The sequence below is a fragment of the Streptomyces sp. VRA16 Mangrove soil genome (assembly GCF_017377775.1).
Taxonomy (GTDB): Bacteria; Actinomycetota; Actinomycetes; order Streptomycetales; family Streptomycetaceae; genus Streptomyces.
Window position 1 is genome coordinate 303806 of record NZ_JAFVLN010000002.1, and the last position, 15555, is coordinate 319360.

Below are 15555 nucleotides of genomic sequence, written 5' to 3' on the forward strand. Positions count from 1 at the left end.
GAGGTCCTCCTCAGACCGGTACGGGGGTGTAGACGGAATTCTTCGCCGCGCTCTCCTCGACCGCGGCCAGCACGCGCTGCACCTGCAGCCCGTCGGCGAACGACGGCAGGGGTTGGGTGTGCTCGGCGATCGCGTGCACCAGGTCGCGGGCCTGGTGCACGAAGGTGTGCTCGTAGCCGAGGCCGTGGCCGGGCGGCCACCACGCCTTCAGGTAGGGGTGGTCGGGCTCGGTGACGAGGATGCGGCGGAAGCCCGCGCTGACGCCGGGCTCCGTCTGGTCGTGGAAGTACAGCTCGTTCAGGCGCTCCAGGTCGAAGGCCAACGAGCCGCGTTCACCGTTGAGTTCGACCTTCAGGGCGTTCTTGCGGCCTGTCGCGAAGCGGGTCGCCTCGAAGGAGGCCAGGGCGCCGGAGGCGAAGCGGCCGGTGAACAGGGCCGCGTCGTCGACGGTGACCTGGCCGAGGCCCCGCTCGCCGCCCGCCGGTCCGCCGGCCGCCGAAAGACCGGACGAGGCGCCCTCCAGCAGCGGGCGTTCGCGTACGAACGTCTCGGTCAGCGCCGACACTCCGGCGACCGGTTCGCCCGCGAGGAACTGGGCGAGGTCGACGGCGTGGGCGCCCAGGTCACCGAGGGCGCCCGAGCCCGCGTACGGCTTCTGGAGCCGCCAGGTCAGCGGGAACGACGGGTCGACGAGCCAGTCCTGGAGGTAGGTGACGCGCACGTGCCGCAGCGTGCCGACGCGCCCCTCGGCGACCATGCGGCGGGCCAGCGCCATGGCCGGGACGCGCCGGTAGTTGAACCCCACCATCGCCAACTGGCCTCGTGCGGCGGCCCGTTCGGCGGCGTCCGCCATCGCCTCCGCCTCCTCGACGGAGTTGGCGAGCGGCTTCTCGCACAGCACGTGCTTGCCCGCGTCGAGGGCGGCGATGGCGATCTCGGCGTGGCTGTCGCCGGGGGTGCAGACGTCGACGAGGTCGACGTCGTCCCGGGCGATCAGGGCCCGCCAGTCGGTCTCCGCCGCCGCCCAGCCGAGCCGGTCGGCCGCGGCCCGCACGGCGTGCCCGTCGCGGCCGCAGACCGCGGCGAGGCGTGGGGTCAGCGGCAGGTCGAAGACGCGGCCCGCGGTGCGCCACCCCTGGGAGTGGGCGGCGCCCATGAACGCGTAGCCGACCATGCCCACGCCCAGCGCGGGCTTCGATTTCGCCTCTCCTTCGCTGTCACCGCCCGCTTCGTGGGCCGTCGTGCCGGTGCTGCTGCCTGCCATGCGGAAGTCCTCCTAGTCCACGGCGAACTCACCCGCGCTGAATTCATCCGCGCCGAATTCGCCCACGCCGAAACCGCCCGCCGACTCGTGCCGGCGTTCATCACTTGAAGCCGGTCGGCATGTACTGGTCGACGTTGTCCTTGTCGACGACGGCCGAGAACAGCGTCACGTGGGCGGGGATCTCGAACTCGGCCATGCCGCTGATCCCCTTGCCCTGGCCGAGCGCTCGGGCCAGGTCGATGGCGGACGCGGCCATCGTGGGCGGGTAGAGGACGGTGGCCTTCAGGACGCCGCGGTCCTGCTTGATCTCCTGGAACGCGGAGAGCGCGCCCGCGCCGCCGACCATCAGGAAGTCGTCGCGCCCGGCCTGCTTGATGGCGCGCAGGGCGCCGACGCCCTGGTCGTCGTCGTGGTTCCAGAGCGCGTCGAAGTCCTTCTGGGCCTGGAGGAGCTGGGACATCTTGGCCTGGCCCGACTCGACCGTGAACTCCGCCGCCTGGCGGGCGACCTTCTTGATGTTCGGGTAGTTCTTCAGGGCGTCGTCGAAGCCCTGGGTGCGCTGCTTGGTGAGTTCGAGGTTGTCGAGCCCGGCGAGCTCGATGACCTTCGCGTTCTTCTTGTCCTTGAGCTTCTCGCCGATGTAGTTCCCGGCGGACAGGCCCATCCCGTAGTTGTCGCCGCCGATCCAGCAGCGGTACGCCTGCGGGGTGTTGAAGATACGGTCGAGGTTCACGACGGGGATGCCCGCGCGCATGGCCTTCAGCCCGACCTGGGTCAGCGCCTTGCCGTCGGCGGGCAGAATGACGAGGACGTCGACCTTCTTGTTGATGAGGGTCTCGACCTGGCCGATCTGCGCGGCCGTGTCGTTGGAGCCCTCGGTGGCCTCCAGCGTCACGTCCGAGTACTTCTTGGCACGGTTCTTCGCGTTGTCGGTGATCGCGTTGAGCCAGCCGTGGTCGGCCTGCGGGCCCGCGAAGCCGATGGTGACCTGCTTGCCGGGCTTGTCGTCCGCGACCGGCTGGTCGGCGGCCTTGCTGCTGTCGTCGCTCTTGTCGCCGGCGTCGTTGCTGGTGCAGGCCGTGAGCAGTCCGCCGGTGGTGACGGCCGCGGCCGCGCCGAACAGGATCCTTCTGCGGCTCGCCATCTCGTTCGAGATCTCTGGCATGGCGTCGTCCCTTCCTGGGGCCGGGGTTCAGGAGGTGGTGTGCGCTGTGCGTCGCTGGACCAGGACCGCCGCGACGATGATCGCGCCCTTGGCGATCTGCTGGACCGCGGTCTCCAGGTTGTTCAGCGCGAAGATGTTCTGGATCGTGATGAAGATCAGGACGCCGAGGACGGAGCCGACGATGCTGCCGCGTCCTCCGGTGAGCAGGGTGCCGCCGATGATCGCGGCGGCGATGGCGTCGAGTTCGTACAGGTTGCCGTTGGTGTTCTGGCCGGAGCCGGAGAGCACGATGAGCAGGAACGCGGCGATGCCGCAGCACAGGCCGGACAGCAGGTACAGGTAGAGCCGCTGCCGTCGTACGTCGATGCCGGCCAGCCGGGCCGCCTCGGGGTTGCCGCCGACGGCGACGGTGCGGCGGCCGAACGTGGTGCGGTTCAAGGCCAGCCAGCCGATGACGGTGACGGCCGCGAAGACCAGGACGAGCGGCGGGACGCCCAGGATGTAGGAGTCGCGCTCGCCGAGCTTCAACACGCTGTCCACGGTGACCATTTGGGTCTTGCCGTCGGTGATCTGCAGGGCGAGACCGCGGCCCGACGCCAGCATCGCGAGGGTCGCGATGAAGGGCACGACGTTCCCGTACGCGACGAGCAGACCGTTGACGAGGCCGCAGCCGACGCCGACGACGATCGCGGTGAACAGGATGCCGACGAAGCCGTACTCCTGGGTGGCGACGGTGGTGGCCCAGACGCTGGCGAGCGCCACGATCGCGCCGACGGACAGGTCGATGCCGCCCGAGATGATCACGAAGGTCATGCCCACGGTGACGACACCGATGACGCTCGCCTGCGTGAGGATGAGCTGGACGTTGTCGCCGTCGAGGAAGCTGTCGGGCTGGGTGATGCCGCCGATGACGATCAGGGCGGCGAGGACGCCGAGCAGGGACAGCGTGCGGACGTCGACGGGGAACGCGGAGCGGGACTTGGAACGGCTCTTGGCCGAGGCGGCGCCGTTCGGCTCCGCCGGGCGGGTGGGTGAGGCGGGCTGCGTCATGGCGCCGGGTCCCTTCTGGGCGGGGGCGGTTCTGGGTGTGGACGGGTGGGTGCCGGGCGCGGGGCGCCTCACGCCGGGCTGCCTTCCATGACGAGGTCGAGGACCCGGTGTTCGTCCAGTTCGCGGGCCGGGGCCTCGTGGACGACCCGGCCCTCGCGCAGCACCAGGACCCGGTCGGCGAGGCCGAGCACCTCGGGGACCTCGCTGGAGACCAGGAGGACGGCAAGGCCCGCGTCGGCGAGGCGGCGGATCACGGCGTAGAGCTCGGCGCGGGCACCGACGTCGACGCCGCGGGTGGGCTCGTCGAGGAGCAGTACCTTGCAGCCGCGCAGCAGCCAGCGGGCCAGGACGGCCTTCTGCTGGTTGCCGCCGGAGAGGGTGCGGACGGGGACCGAGGGGTTGTCCGGGCGGAGGTGGAGTTCGCGGGTGGCTTCGAGGGCGGCTTCGCGCTCCCCCCGCCGGTCGAGCCAACCGCCGCGCGCGAAGCGGGACATGGAGGAGACGGAGACGTTGCGGGTCACCGACTCCAGCATCAGGAGGGCCTGCGCCTTGCGCTCCTCGGGGGCGAGCCCGAGGCCGGCGCGCACCGCCGCCCGCACACTGCCGGGGCGCAACACCCGCCCCTCCACCGTGACTTGACCGGTAGTCGGCTTGCGGGCTCCGTAGACGGTCTCCAGGATCTCGGAGCGCCCGGAGCCGACCAGACCGGCGAGGCCGACGATCTCACCGGGCCGCAGCGCGAGGTCCAGTGGCGCGAACTCGCCGTCCCTGGACAGGTTCTGGGCCGTCAGCACCGGTTCGGCGGTCGGCGCGGCGACCGGGCGGTCGGGGAAGAGGTACTCCACGTTGCGGCCGGTCATCAGCGAGACCACGTCACGGGTGGGCGTGTCCTTGGCGGGGAGGCCGCCGGCCACAGCGCGGCCGTCCTTGAGGACGGTGACCCGGTCGCCGATGCGGCGGATCTCCTCCAGACGGTGCGAGATGTAGACGACGGCGACGCCGTCCGCGGTGAGGTTCGCGACGATACGGAAGAGGTTGTCGACCTCGTCGGGGTCGAGCGCGGCCGACGGCTCGTCCATGACGATGAGCCGGACGTCGTGGGAGAGGGCGCGGGCCATGGAGACGATCTGCTGTGCGGCCGCCGACAGGTCGCCCACGAGGGTGCCCGGATCGATCTCGCCGTGCCCAAGTCGCTTGAGCAGAGCGGCTGTTGTGGCTTTGGCGTCGCGTCGGCGCACGACGAATCCGGCGGCCGTCGGCTCGTGGCCGAGGTGGACGTTCTCGGCCACCGACAGATGCTGCACCAGGTCGAGCTCCTGGTAGATGGTGGCGATACCCAGGCGCATCGCCGCGATCGGCGAGCGCAGGGTGACCGGCTCCCCGCGCCAGGTGATGGCGCCCTCGTCGGGCTGGTGGGCGCCGGCGAGGACCTTGATGAGGGTGGACTTGCCCGCGCCGTTCTGGCCGAGCAGACAGTGCACCTCCCCCGCCTGGACCTCCAGGTCCACGCCGTCGAGGGCGCGCACACCGGGGAACGACTTGGTGATGCCGGACATGGTGAGCAGCGGTGGTTCTGAAGCCGAAGGTGCCATCACGGGTCCCCTAGCAGCGGGTGCGGGCCGGTTTCAGGGCAGGGCGGAGCAGAGCTCTGTGCGTCGCGAGAGGGAGAATGCGCGTCGTGCGGTACGTGAACGGGTTGCACGGGGCCGGTACGTGGACGAGTTGCGCGGGTGCGGTACGTGAATGCCTTGCGCGGGTGCGGTACGTGGATCAGGTGCGCGTGTGCGGTACGTGGATCAGGTGCGCGGATGCAGGGCGTACAGGGCTTACAGGGCGTGCAGGGGTTGCGCGGTGACCGCGTGGTGGGCTACGCGGGCGAGAACAGATGGTCGCTGATCAGGCGGGCGCCGCCGATGACGCCGGCGGTGGGGCCCAACTCGCCCAGGACGATGGGGAGATTGCCGGTCGCGAGGGGCAGCGACTGGCGGTAGACCTGGGTGCGCAGGGCGGCGAGGAGTGTGTGACCGAGGCCGGTGACACCGCCACCGATGACGACCAGGCCGGGGTTGAAGAAGCTGACGAGCGAGGCGATGACCTGGCCGGTGCGGTTGCCGCCCTCGCGGATCAGATCGAGGGAGGTGCCGTCACCGGCGGCCGCCGCCACCGCGACATCGGCCGCGCTGAGCCGGCCGGCCGCTTCCAGGCGACCCGCCAGTTCCGCGGACCGTCCGTCGCGGGCGGCCTCCTCGGCGTCGCGGGCGAGCGCCGCGCCGCTGAAGTAGGCCTCCAGGCAGCCCTTGTTGCCGCAGGCGCACTGGCGGCCCTCCGGCTCGACCTGGATGTGCCCGATGTCGCCCGCGGAACCGGTCGTGCCGCGGTAGACCTCGCCGCCGACGACGATGCCGCAGCCGATACCGGTGCCGATCTTGACGCAGAGGAAGTCGCGGGCGGTGCGGGCGACGCCCGCGTGCTGCTCGCCCATCGCCATCAGGTTCACGTCGTTGTCGACCATCACCGGGCAGCCCAGCTCCTGGCTGAGCGCCTCACGGACCGGGAAGCCGTCCCAGCCGGGCATGATCGGCGGTGCGACCGGCACGCCTTCGGGGAAGCGGACGGGGCCGGGGACGCCGATCCCCGCTCCGTCGAACCCCTCGGCGAGCCCGGACGCCCTCAACTTGGCGGCCATGGCGAGGACTTGCTCGAAGACCGCGACCGGTCCCTCGCGCACGTCCATCGACTGGGTGATGTGCCCGAGCACCTCCAACTCGGCGTTGGTGACCGCGACATCGACCGAGGTCGCGCCGATGTCGACACCGAGGAAGCGGAGTTCGGGTGCGAGCCGGATGTTGTGGGAGCGGCGGCCGCCGCGCGAGGCGGCTAGTCCGTCGGCGACCACGAGTCCGGTCTCCAGGAGCCGGTCCACCTCGACGGCCAGCTTCGACCGCGAGAGGTCGACCTGATCGCCCAGCTGGGCGCGGGAGTTGGGCCCGCCGTCACGCAGCAGTCGCAGCAACCGCGCCTGGTGCGCGTTCGCGGGCCGAGCCGTCATGCGCCTCACGTGCCCCTCCCCGCCTCTTCAGGCCAAGTTCCCTGTCCGGCTTTCGATGGGGAACGTAGCAGCGCCTGTCGGGGCTGGGAAGAAGTTGCGCAGGAATGACCCGCGACTTTTTCCCCTCACAGGACAAAGGCGGCCCCCGTCGACACCGAAGCCGCTGCCGGAAACCCGGGCCGCGTAGTCTTTCGGCCGCGCCGACGCGCCACGTCACAGGGGGTATTGAGCCATGAAACCGGAGACGGCACCGCATCACCCGGTCCCGCAACAACCAGCTCCACCGGCACCACGGACGCCGACGGAACCGGCCGCCCGCATCGGGGAAGCGGCGGCCCAGCGCGTCACCTCGCTGGAGCTCTTCTTCGACCTGGTCTTCGTCTACACGCTGACCCAGCTCACCGTGCTGCTCGCGCACGATCTGTCGTGGGCCAACGCGGGCCGCGTCGTGCTCATTTTCGTGGTCCTGTACTGGATGTACGGCGCGTACGCCTATCTCACCAACCAGGTACCGCCGGACCGGCCCGCCCGTCGGCTCGTGCTCCTGCTGGGCATGGCGGCCTTCCTGATCTGCGCGCTGTCGATCCCGCGCGTCTTCGATCCGCACTCGCGCGCCGGCGTCGTCTTCGGCCTCGGATATCTGCTGGTCGTCGTCGTGCACACGGTCCTGTACTCGCGCAGTCACGGCCGTGACGTCATCTGGTACGGGGTGCCGAACGCGCTGGCCGCGCTGATCCTGACCGCGGCCGGGCTCTGTTCCGGCTGGGCCGTCGAGGGACTGTGGTTCCTCGCGATCGTGGTGCAGTTCGTGACACCGCACCTGGCCGAGCTCGGGCCCACCCGGCGCACGGACCGGTCGGCGGACGAACTCCGGGTCAAGCTGGGCACGTTGCACCCCGGGCACTTCGTCGAGCGGCACGGGCTGCTGCTGATCGTCTCGTTCGGCGAGTCGGTCGTGGCGATCGGGGTGGGCATCGGCGATCTGCCGTTCACGGTGAGCGTGGGCACCGGCGTGTTCCTGGCGCTCGCGCTCGCCGGGGCGCTCTGGTGGACGTACTTCGTCCGGGACGAGGACGGCGCCGAGCACGCCTTCGCCGCGGTCGCGCCCGAGCGGCGGTTCCGGCTGGCGATGACGGCGTACTACTACGCGTTCCTGCCGATGCTGCTCGGTGTCGCGTTCCTGGCGGCCGGGGTCAAGAAGTCGCTCGGCCACATCGGGGAGCAGCTGCACACCGCGCCGGCGCTCGCGCTGGCCGGCGGTGTGGCGCTGTTCCTCACCGGTGACGTGGCGTTCCGCGCGGCGATGCGGCTGTCGCCCCTGGGATATCGCGCGGCGGCCGTCCCGGTCGTCCTGGTGACGGCCCTGTTCGGCATGCGGGTGTCGGCGCTGGCCCAACTCCTCCTTCTCGTCGTGGCGTTGGTGCTCATGCTCGCCGCTGAGGCACGCTGGTCCCCCAGTGTGCGCGACACCACCCGGACGGACGGGGAACTCACATGATTCTGGTGACAGGAGCGACGGGGAACGCCGGTTCGCAGGTGGTCCGCGCGCTCGCCGCGACCGGCACCCCGGTACGGGCGTTGAGCCGCTCCGGCGCGGCCGGGGCGCTGCCGCCCGGGGCGGAGTCGGTCGCGGGCGATCTCGGCAGGCCCGAGACGGTACGGCCCGCCCTCGACGGCGTACACGGTCTGTTCCTGCTGCCGGGGTACGCGGGCCAGGAGCAGATCCTCGCGGATGCGCGGGCGGCCGGGGTGCGGCAGGTGGTCCTGCTGTCGAGCAGTTCCGTCCCGGGCGGCGAGGAGTCGAACGCCGTCACCGGCTACATGATGGAGGCGGAGGCCGCGGTGCGGGCCTCCGGGCTCGCCTGGACCTTCCTGCGGCCGTGCGCCTTCATGTCCAACTCCCTCGAATGGGCGGACCAGCTACGGAAGGGCGACGTCGTGCGCGCCGCGTTTCCCGCGGTGCGGGCCGCGGTGCTCGATCCGTACGACATCGGGGAGGTGGCGGCGCGGGTGCTGCGCTCGGACGCGTACGACGGGCGTTCCCTCGCCCTGTCGGGGCCCGAGGCGCTCACCCCCGCCGATCGCGTCCGCATCCTCGGTGAGGCGCTCGGGCGGCCGCTGCGCTTCGAGGGGCTGAGTGACGAGGAGGCCCGAGCGGACTTCTCGGCGCGGATGCCGCAGCCGTACGTCGACGCGTTCTTCCGCTTCTACGTGGACGGCACGCTGGACGAGTCCCCGGTCCTCGACACCGTGGAACGGGTCACCGGGCGCCCGCCCAGGACGTTCGCCCAGTGGGCCCGGGAGCATGCGGCGTCGTTCATGTAACCCGCGCCGCCCCCGCCTTGGGCAATCTGCCGCCCGCCACGGCCGCCTTGGGCTTTCCCGCCCCGGGCGGTTGCCGCGCCGCCTTGGGCAATCTGCCGCCTTGGGCGGCAGGGTGGGCAAGGCGGCACCCCGGCGCGGGGTGAGCGCTCCAAGCCGGCCTCCAGCTCAGTCCCGGTCGCAACGTCGCCGGCTGCAGCGCCGTCTCGGCTGGTCGCGCAGTTCCCCGCGCCCCTGACGGGGCACGACCACCCCCGGCCGCGCCCACGCGGCGGAGCCGCCCATCGACACAGACCCGCGCCCCCGCGGAGCGGTCAGTCGCGTTCGCGGCGGTGGTACGTCTCCCGCGTGTGCTCGGTGTGCGCCCGCATGACCTCCGTCGCCTTCGCCTCGTCCCGCGCCGAGATCGCCGCGATCAGCGCGCGGTGCTCGATCCAGGACTGCTTGCCGCGCTGGCGGGCGACGGGCTGGTAGTACCAGCGAACACGGCGGTCGACCTGACCGGCCAGTTCGGCGAGGACGACGTTGCCGGCCAGTTCCATGACCTTCGCGTGGAACTCGGCGTTGGTCGCGACGACCAGGTCCACGTCGCCGTCCGCGACGGCCTGTTCGCCCTTCGCGCACAGTGCCTCAAGGGCGGTGATGCCCGTCTTGCCCGCATTGGCGGCAGCGAGCCGGGCGGCCTCGGCCTCCAGCAGCGTACGGACCGTGAGGAGTTGATCGGCCTCCTCCTCCGTCGGCTCGTGCACGAAGGCGCCCTGGGCCGGGCGCAGATCCACCCAGCCCTCGGTGTTGAGCCGCTGGAGCGCCTCGCGCACCGGCTGGCGCGAGACGCCCAGGTGTCCGGCGAGTTCGCTCTCGACCAGGTGCTGGCCGGGCTGCAGGGCACGCGTCGTGATGAGTTCGAGCAGTGCCTCGTAGACGCGCTCGCGCAGCGGTCCCGGGCGCTCCAGCTTCGGCACCGCCCCCTGCGGCAGTCCTGTGGACAACATCGTGGTCCCCCTCCTGGGCCTCGGACCATCCGGCCGTGCCGGTCCCGACGGAATGACGGAAGACGGTCGACGGATTGTCTTTGGAATACAGTTTACCGAGCACAATCGCTACAGCTAGAGGGAGTTGGGCTCGTCACATCCGGCGGGTCGCCCGACGGGCCCCGAAGACGTCACGGGCAGCGCACGACCTGGCCCGCGTAGGAGAGATTTCCGCCGAAGCCGAAAAGCAGCGCGGGCTGCCCGCTGCGCAGCTCACCGCGCTCGACCAGCTTCGACAGGGCCATCGGAACGCTCGCGGCGGAGGTGTTCCCGGAGTCGATGACGTCCCGGGCGACGACCGCGTTGACCGCGCCGATCTTCTCGGCGAGCGGCTCGATGATCCGCAGGTTCGCCTGGTGCAGCACGACGGCGGCCAGGTCGGCCGGGGCCAGGCCCGCCTTCGCACAGGCCTCGCGGGCCAGCGGGGGCAGGGAACGGGTCGCCCACCGGTAGACGGACTGGCCCTCCTGGGCGAAGCGCGCGGGCTCGCCCTCGATGCGGACCGCGTTGCCCATCTCCGGCACGGAGCCCCACAGCACGGGCCCGATGCCGGGCTCCTCGCCGTCGGCGCACGGCTCGACCACGACGGCGCCCGCGCCGTCGCCGGTCAGGACGCAGGTGGTGCGGTCCGTCCAGTCGGTGACGGCGGACATCTTGTCGGCGCCGATGACGAGGGCGCGGCGCGCGGCCCCGGCCCGCAGGGTGTGGTCGGCGGTGGCGAGGGCGTGGGTGAAACCGGCGCAGACGACGTTCAGGTCGAGGGCGGCCGGGGACGGCACGCCCAGGCGGTGCGCGACCCGGGCCGCCATGTTCGGGGAGCGGTCGACGGCGGTGGAGGTGGCGACGACGACCAGGTCCACGGCGTCGGCGGTCAGGCCCGCCGCGGCCAGCGCCTTGGCGGCGGCGTGCGCGGCGAGCTCGTCGACCGGTTCGTCGGGACCGGCGATGTGCCGGGTGCGGATGCCGACGCGGGAGCGGATCCACTCGTCGCTGGTGTCGACCATGCCCGCCAGGTCCTCGTTGGTGAGGATCCTGGCCGGCTGATAGTGACCGATGCCGACGATGCGCGAACCGTGCGGAGCCATCATGGAGCGTCCCCTCGTGTGCCTTGCCCGCGGGCGCGCTGCGTCCCGTCCGAGCTGCGGACATTCAAGTCTGGTCAGCGACCGGCGAGTACGGGGTGACGTAAACGACAGGAATGCGGCGCAAGGCTTGGAGGCTTCCGACCGATCAGCCGGTGAACAGTTGAGTTGCCTTTTGCACCAGTTCGTACAGGCCGTAGGCGAGCGGCGCCCCCACCCACAGCCAGGCGACGGCGATCAGCGCCCTGCGCCTAGGCGGACTGGTTGCGGCCCCGGGCGGTGTCGGCTGCGGTGTCGGTTCCATCGGTGGACTCCCTGGGTGCGGGGACGTGGTGGTGGCGGGCGGCGACGGGTCGTACGAACTCGTTGGCGACGAAGCCGACGACGAGCAGCCCGATCATGATCACGAACGAGAGGCCGTAGAGGGACGCGCCGTGTTTGCCCGCGCTCTCCTGGCTGTCGGCGATCCGGTTGACGATGAGCGGGCCGAGCACGCCCGCCAGGGACCAGGCGGTGAGCAGCCGGCCGTGGATGGCCCCGACCTCGTACGTGCCGAAGAGGTCCTTCAGGTAGGCGGGGATCGTCGCGAAGCCGCCGCCGTAGAAGGAGAGGATCACCAGCGCGCAGACGACGAAGAGGGGTTTGGAGTTGTCGCCGAAGAGGGCGATGAGCAGGTACATCAGGGCGCCCACGCCGAGGTAGAGGCGGTAGACGTTCTTGCGGCCGATGAGGTCGGAGGTGGAGGACCAGCCGATGCGGCCCGCCATGTTCGCGGCGGACAGCAGCGCGACGAAGCCCGCCGCGGCGGAGACGGAGACCGGGGTGCCGCTGTCCTGGAAGAAGTCCGTGATCATGGGCGCGGCCTTCTCCAGGATGCCGATGCCCGCGGTCACGTTCATGCACAGGACGATCCACAGCAGCCAGAACTGCGGGGTGCGGATCGCCTGCTTCGCGGACACCTGCGGTCCCGCGGCGACCGGTCGCGCGGAGCCCTTCGCCGGTACGGCACCGGCCGGCACCCGCACGAGCAGCACACCGAGCGACATGAACACGGCGTAGACCAGGCCGTGCACCAGGAACGCCAGCTCCAGGCCGCCGTTGCCGGAGCCGAACGACTCCAGCATCTGGGCGCTCCACGGCGAGGCGATCAGCGCACCGCCGCCGAAGCCCATGATCGCGATGCCGGTGGCCATCCCGGGCCGGTCGGGGAACCACTTGATCAGAGTGGAGACCGGGGAGATGTAGCCGATGCCGAGACCGATGCCGCCGACGAAGCCGTAGCCGAGGACGATCAGCCAGTACTGCTCAAGGCCTGCGCCGAGCGCGGAGATCAGGAAGCCCAGCGAGAAGCAGATCAGGGCGACGGACATCGCCCAGCGGGGCCCGTTGCGCTCGACCAGCGTGCCGCCGAACGCGGCGGACAGGCCGAGCATCACGATGCCGAGCTGGAACGGGAGCGCACTCTGGGTGCCACTGAGGTGCAGCGCCGATTCGAGGGACGGTTTGAAGACACTCCAGGCGTAGGCCTGGCCGATGGACAGATGGATGGACAGGGCGGCCGGGGGAACGAGCCAGCGGCTCCAGCCGGGTGGTGCGACAGGGGGCCTCATGATCCCGAAAGGTAGGAGGGGGCAGGGGAGTTGGGAAGTCCCCCGACGCGGTTCCGCACAGAATTCGTCGACGGTATGCAATCAGTCGCCACGCGGCGCCCCGTGTTCGGCACACGTGCAGGACAATGGAGGGGTCGGCCAGCACGCACGTACGGACAGAACCGGGACTGATCAAGACATGGGACGTGTCACGGAACGGCGCAAGGTGATCCGGATCAGGGACGGGCACATCTCCTCCCGGCCGGACACGCTTGTCGCCGAGGAGCCGCTGGAGATCCGGCTGAACGGCAAGCCGCTCGCCATCACGATGCGCACCCCGGGTGACGACTTCGCGCTCGCGGCCGGGTTCCTGGTCAGTGAGGGCGTCCTCGGTACCGGCGCCGACCTGCAGAACATCGTGTACTGCGCGGGCGCGACGCAGGACGGCTCGAACACGTACAACGTGGTGGACGTGCGCACGGCCCCGGGCGTCGAGCTGCCCGACATCACACTGGAGCGGAACGTCTACACGACGTCGTCCTGCGGCCTGTGCGGCAAGGCGAGCCTGGACGCGGTGCGGACCACGGCCCGGTTCCCGATCGCCGACACTCCCCCGGTGCGGGTCACCCCCGACCTGCTGGCCACGCTGCCGGACCGGCTGCGCGAGGCGCAGCGCGTCTTCGACAGGACCGGCGGGCTGCACGCCGCGGCGCTCTTCGACGAGGAGGGCCGTCTCGTCGACACGCGGGAGGACGTCGGCCGGCACAACGCGGTGGACAAGCTGGTCGGGCGGGCCCTGCAGAACGACGACCTGCCGCTGTCCCGCTCGATCCTGCTGGTCTCGGGCCGCGCCTCCTTCGAGCTGGCGCAGAAGGCGGTCATGGCGGGCATCCCGATGCTCGCCGCGGTCTCGGCGCCGTCGTCGCTGGCCGTTGACCTGGCCGCGGAGACCGGGCTCACGCTGGTCGGCTTCCTGCGGGGGCCGTCCATGAACGTGTACGCGGGTGAGCACCGGATCGATCTGCGGATCCCGGCCGCGCGGAGCTGATCCGCCCCGTCAGCGGGCCTCCACCGCGCGGAGCCGAGCCGCCCCGTCAGGGAGCCTCCACCGCGCGGAGCTGATCCGCCCAGTCAAGGAGCCTCGACCACGCGGCGCAGCATCGCCAGGAAGGCCGTGCGCTCGGCCGCGCCGAGCGGCGCCAGGAGTTCGTCGTTCGCGACGCGGGCCGCCCGCGCGCAGTCCCGGACGAGGCGGACGCCCCCGTCCGTGATCGTGACCGCGTTCTTACGGCGGTCCTTGGGGTCGGGGGTGCGCTCGACGAGGCCCGCGGCCTGGAGGTCGTTGAGCACCCCGACCATGTCCTTCGGGTCGAGCTGCACGCTGCGCACGAGGTCCGCCTGGGCGACGGGCTGCAGATCGGCGACCGCGCTCAGCACCACGTGGTGCCACATCTTCAGGCCGCGCTCGGCGAGGGCGTCGGCGACCAGGCCGCGGCCGCGCGCCGCGGCCCGGCCCAGGAGCCAGCTGGGCAGGTCGCGGATGGTGCTGGGGGCGGTTTCCTCGGGCATGGGAGCACCCTAACCGGAAAAACATTGGACTTCCCAATGAATTTGCCCTTACCGTTGGGGCTCCCAACGATATCCGGGGCCCGGCCCCACGGTCCCCACTCACCGTTCCCCCACCGTTCCCACCCACCGATCCCTGAGGCGGTGACGCGTATGCGTCGTGTCCGGTACGAACACAGCGGCGGCCCCGAGGTCCTGTTCCTGGAGGAGGCGCCGGCCCCCGCGCCCGGACCGGGTCAGCTGCTCGTGCGCGTCGCGGCGATCGGCGTCACGCTGCCCGTCGTACGGAAGGTGCGCGAACCCCGTGAGCCCATCGCACTCGGCGGCGAGATCGCGGGCGAGGTGGCCGCGCTCGGCGAGGGCGTGACGGCGTACGCGGTGGGCGACCGCGTCACGGGCCTGGTCTTCGGCCACGGCTACGCCGACTTCGCACTGCTCGACGTCGCGATGGCTTCCCCCGTCCCGGACGGCGCGAGCGCGGTGGACGCGGTCGCGCTGGTGCGCAGCGGGCTCGTCGCGTACGGGGCCCTGGAGGCGGCGCGCCCGGAGCCCGGCGAGTCCGCGCTGATCACGGCGGCGGCGAGCGGGGTCGGCCATCTCGCCCTGCAACTGGCCCGGTTGAGGGGCGCGCAGCGGATCGTGGCCGCCGTCTCCGACGACCGCAAGGCCGACTTCGTGCGCGGCCTCGGGGCGGACGACGTCGTCACGTACGGCGCCGACTCCTGGGGCGAGCCGGTCGACTACGCCCTCGACGCGGTCGGCGGGGAACTGCTCAAGCCCGCGGTGGGCGCGCTCGCCCCGCACGGCCGGCTCGTGGCGTACAGCTCGGGCGGCGGCACGGTGGAGGCGTACGACCTGCTGGTGGGCGCCAAGTCGGTGATCGGCTTCCAGATGGCGCTCATCGCGCGCGGGAGGCCCGAGACGTACGAGAAGTGGCGCGGGGAACTCTGGGACCTGTTTCTGACGGGGCATCTGAAGCCGTGCGTGAGCGCGGAGTTCGCGCTGTCCGACGCCGCCGACGCACACGCCGCGATCGAGGGTCGGAGCAACCTCGGGAAGGTCGTCCTCATCCCCTGACGCACGCACAGACGGCTGCTGCTCGCCTGCCCCGGCGACCCGGACCGGCGGCGCACGATGACGATCCGGTCCTCCTACGACGGCGGGCGGACCTGGGAGAGCTTCGACCGGGGCACCGTGGTGACCGCGGACTGGTCGGGCTATTCGGACCTGATGCGGGCCGACGACGCGCACGTGGGCCTGCTGCACGAGGGCGGCGCGGTGGACGCGCGCGACCGGAGCGAGAAGGTCGACACCGCCCGGCTGCGGGACAGATCCGGTTCGCCCGGTTCACGCTCGACCGGCTGCAGCCGCGGCGCGCGCCCGATCCGACGACGGACGACCGGGTGCACGGCGCGCGGGACACGGCTAGCGTCGCGC

General features: G+C 71.5%; 13 protein-coding genes and 1 pseudogene. 5 read left to right on the forward strand and 9 right to left on the reverse strand.

Features of this window, described 5'->3' with window-relative positions; translation table 11 throughout:
• Nucleotides 1–10: 10 nt before the first annotated feature.
• The 5 genes from J3486_RS07095 to J3486_RS07115 all read right to left on the reverse strand — a co-directional run bounded on the left by J3486_RS07095 (nt 11) and on the right by J3486_RS07115 (nt 6528).
• Complete coding sequence (locus J3486_RS07095) at nt 11–1264, reverse strand: Gfo/Idh/MocA family protein (protein WP_207819197.1); 1254 nt, start codon at nt 1262–1264, stop codon at nt 11–13.
• Nucleotides 1265–1364: 100 nt separating this feature from the next.
• Nucleotides 1365–2429 carry a substrate-binding domain-containing protein gene (locus J3486_RS07100; protein ID WP_207819198.1) on the reverse strand — a complete coding sequence of 355 codons (1065 nt, stop codon included), beginning with the start codon at nt 2427–2429 and terminating at the stop codon, nt 1365–1367.
• Nucleotides 2430–2456: 27 nt separating this feature from the next.
• Nucleotides 2457–3479 (reverse strand): ABC transporter permease, encoded by a 1023-nt coding sequence (locus tag J3486_RS07105; RefSeq protein WP_207819200.1) that lies wholly within the window; start codon nt 3477–3479, stop codon nt 2457–2459.
• Nucleotides 3480–3547: 68 nt separating this feature from the next.
• Nucleotides 3548–5035: a sugar ABC transporter ATP-binding protein gene (locus J3486_RS07110; RefSeq protein WP_374194697.1), complete on the reverse strand. Its 1488-nt coding sequence runs from the start codon at nt 5033–5035 to the stop codon at nt 3548–3550.
• Nucleotides 5036–5346: 311 nt separating this feature from the next.
• Complete coding sequence (locus tag J3486_RS07115; RefSeq protein ID WP_207819703.1) at nt 5347–6528, reverse strand: ROK family transcriptional regulator; 1182 nt, start codon at nt 6526–6528, stop codon at nt 5347–5349.
• 232 nt (nt 6529–6760) lie between these two features.
• Between J3486_RS07115 and J3486_RS07120 the strand changes: the two genes are divergently transcribed.
• Together J3486_RS07120 and J3486_RS07125 are read left to right on the forward strand one after the other, a co-directional pair.
• Nucleotides 6761–8026 (forward strand): low temperature requirement protein A, encoded by a 1266-nt coding sequence (locus tag J3486_RS07120; protein WP_207819205.1) that lies wholly within the window; start codon nt 6761–6763, stop codon nt 8024–8026.
• Nucleotides 8023–8853 (forward strand): NmrA family NAD(P)-binding protein, encoded by an 831-nt coding sequence (locus J3486_RS07125; RefSeq protein ID WP_207819207.1) that lies wholly within the window; start codon nt 8023–8025, stop codon nt 8851–8853. The genes J3486_RS07120 and J3486_RS07125 overlap by 4 nt, the downstream gene beginning before the upstream one ends.
• Nucleotides 8854–9164: 311 nt before the next feature.
• Here J3486_RS07125 and J3486_RS07130 read toward each other — a convergent pair whose 3' ends face one another.
• The 3 genes from J3486_RS07130 to J3486_RS07140 all read right to left on the reverse strand — a co-directional run bounded on the left by J3486_RS07130 (nt 9165) and on the right by J3486_RS07140 (nt 12573).
• Complete coding sequence (locus J3486_RS07130) at nt 9165–9842, reverse strand: GntR family transcriptional regulator (protein ID WP_207819209.1); 678 nt, start codon at nt 9840–9842, stop codon at nt 9165–9167.
• Between the two features lie 170 nt (nt 9843–10012).
• Nucleotides 10013–10966, reverse strand: coding sequence for a beta-ketoacyl-ACP synthase III (locus J3486_RS07135; protein ID WP_207819704.1), 954 nt, complete (start codon nt 10964–10966; stop codon nt 10013–10015).
• Between the two features lie 248 nt (nt 10967–11214).
• On the reverse strand, nt 11215–12573 hold the full coding sequence (locus J3486_RS07140) for an OFA family MFS transporter (RefSeq protein ID WP_207819210.1): 1359 nt from the start codon (nt 12571–12573) through the stop codon (nt 11215–11217).
• 178 nt (nt 12574–12751) lie between these two features.
• Between J3486_RS07140 and fdhD the strand changes: the two genes are divergently transcribed.
• Nucleotides 12752–13600, forward strand: coding sequence for a formate dehydrogenase accessory sulfurtransferase FdhD (gene fdhD / locus J3486_RS07145; RefSeq protein WP_207819213.1), 849 nt, complete (start codon nt 12752–12754; stop codon nt 13598–13600).
• A gap of 83 nt (nt 13601–13683) precedes the next feature.
• Here fdhD and J3486_RS07150 read toward each other — a convergent pair whose 3' ends face one another.
• Nucleotides 13684–14121 (reverse strand): MarR family winged helix-turn-helix transcriptional regulator, encoded by a 438-nt coding sequence (locus J3486_RS07150; protein ID WP_207819214.1) that lies wholly within the window; start codon nt 14119–14121, stop codon nt 13684–13686.
• Between the two features lie 150 nt (nt 14122–14271).
• On the opposite strand from J3486_RS07150, the gene J3486_RS07155 reads away from it, so the two are divergent.
• Together J3486_RS07155 and J3486_RS44625 are read left to right on the forward strand one after the other, a co-directional pair.
• Nucleotides 14272–15195: a zinc-binding dehydrogenase gene (locus J3486_RS07155; protein WP_207819216.1), complete on the forward strand. Its 924-nt coding sequence runs from the start codon at nt 14272–14274 to the stop codon at nt 15193–15195.
• Between the two features lie 12 nt (nt 15196–15207).
• Nucleotides 15208–15545: pseudogene (locus tag J3486_RS44625) on the forward strand (laminin G); the annotation flags it as partial.
• Between the last annotated feature and the right edge of the window lie 10 nt (nt 15546–15555).

What these genes read in the sequence shown, in the direction of transcription:
- J3486_RS07155 (WP_207819216.1), top strand. Translation starts at nt 14,272, where the DNA reads ATGCGTCGTGTCCGGTACGAACACAGCGGCGGCCCCGAGGTCCTGTTC.
- J3486_RS07125 (WP_207819207.1), top strand. Translation starts at nt 8,023, where the DNA reads ATGATTCTGGTGACAGGAGCGACGGGGAACGCCGGTTCGCAGGTGGTC.
- J3486_RS07135 (WP_207819704.1), bottom strand. Translation starts at nt 10,966, where the DNA reads ATGGCTCCGCACGGTTCGCGCATCGTCGGCATCGGTCACTATCAGCCG.
- J3486_RS07130 (WP_207819209.1), bottom strand. Translation starts at nt 9,842, where the DNA reads ATGTTGTCCACAGGACTGCCGCAGGGGGCGGTGCCGAAGCTGGAGCGC.
- J3486_RS07105 (WP_207819200.1), bottom strand. Translation starts at nt 3,479, where the DNA reads ATGACGCAGCCCGCCTCACCCACCCGCCCGGCGGAGCCGAACGGCGCC.
- fdhD (WP_207819213.1), top strand. Translation starts at nt 12,752, where the DNA reads ATGGGACGTGTCACGGAACGGCGCAAGGTGATCCGGATCAGGGACGGG.
- J3486_RS07140 (WP_207819210.1), bottom strand. Translation starts at nt 12,573, where the DNA reads ATGAGGCCCCCTGTCGCACCACCCGGCTGGAGCCGCTGGCTCGTTCCC.
- J3486_RS07120 (WP_207819205.1), top strand. Translation starts at nt 6,761, where the DNA reads ATGAAACCGGAGACGGCACCGCATCACCCGGTCCCGCAACAACCAGCT.
- J3486_RS07100 (WP_207819198.1), bottom strand. Translation starts at nt 2,429, where the DNA reads ATGCCAGAGATCTCGAACGAGATGGCGAGCCGCAGAAGGATCCTGTTC.
- J3486_RS07150 (WP_207819214.1), bottom strand. Translation starts at nt 14,121, where the DNA reads ATGCCCGAGGAAACCGCCCCCAGCACCATCCGCGACCTGCCCAGCTGG.
- J3486_RS07115 (WP_207819703.1), bottom strand. Translation starts at nt 6,528, where the DNA reads ATGACGGCTCGGCCCGCGAACGCGCACCAGGCGCGGTTGCTGCGACTG.
- J3486_RS07110 (WP_374194697.1), bottom strand. Translation starts at nt 5,035, where the DNA reads ATGTCCGGCATCACCAAGTCGTTCCCCGGTGTGCGCGCCCTCGACGGC.
- J3486_RS07095 (WP_207819197.1), bottom strand. Translation starts at nt 1,264, where the DNA reads ATGGCAGGCAGCAGCACCGGCACGACGGCCCACGAAGCGGGCGGTGAC.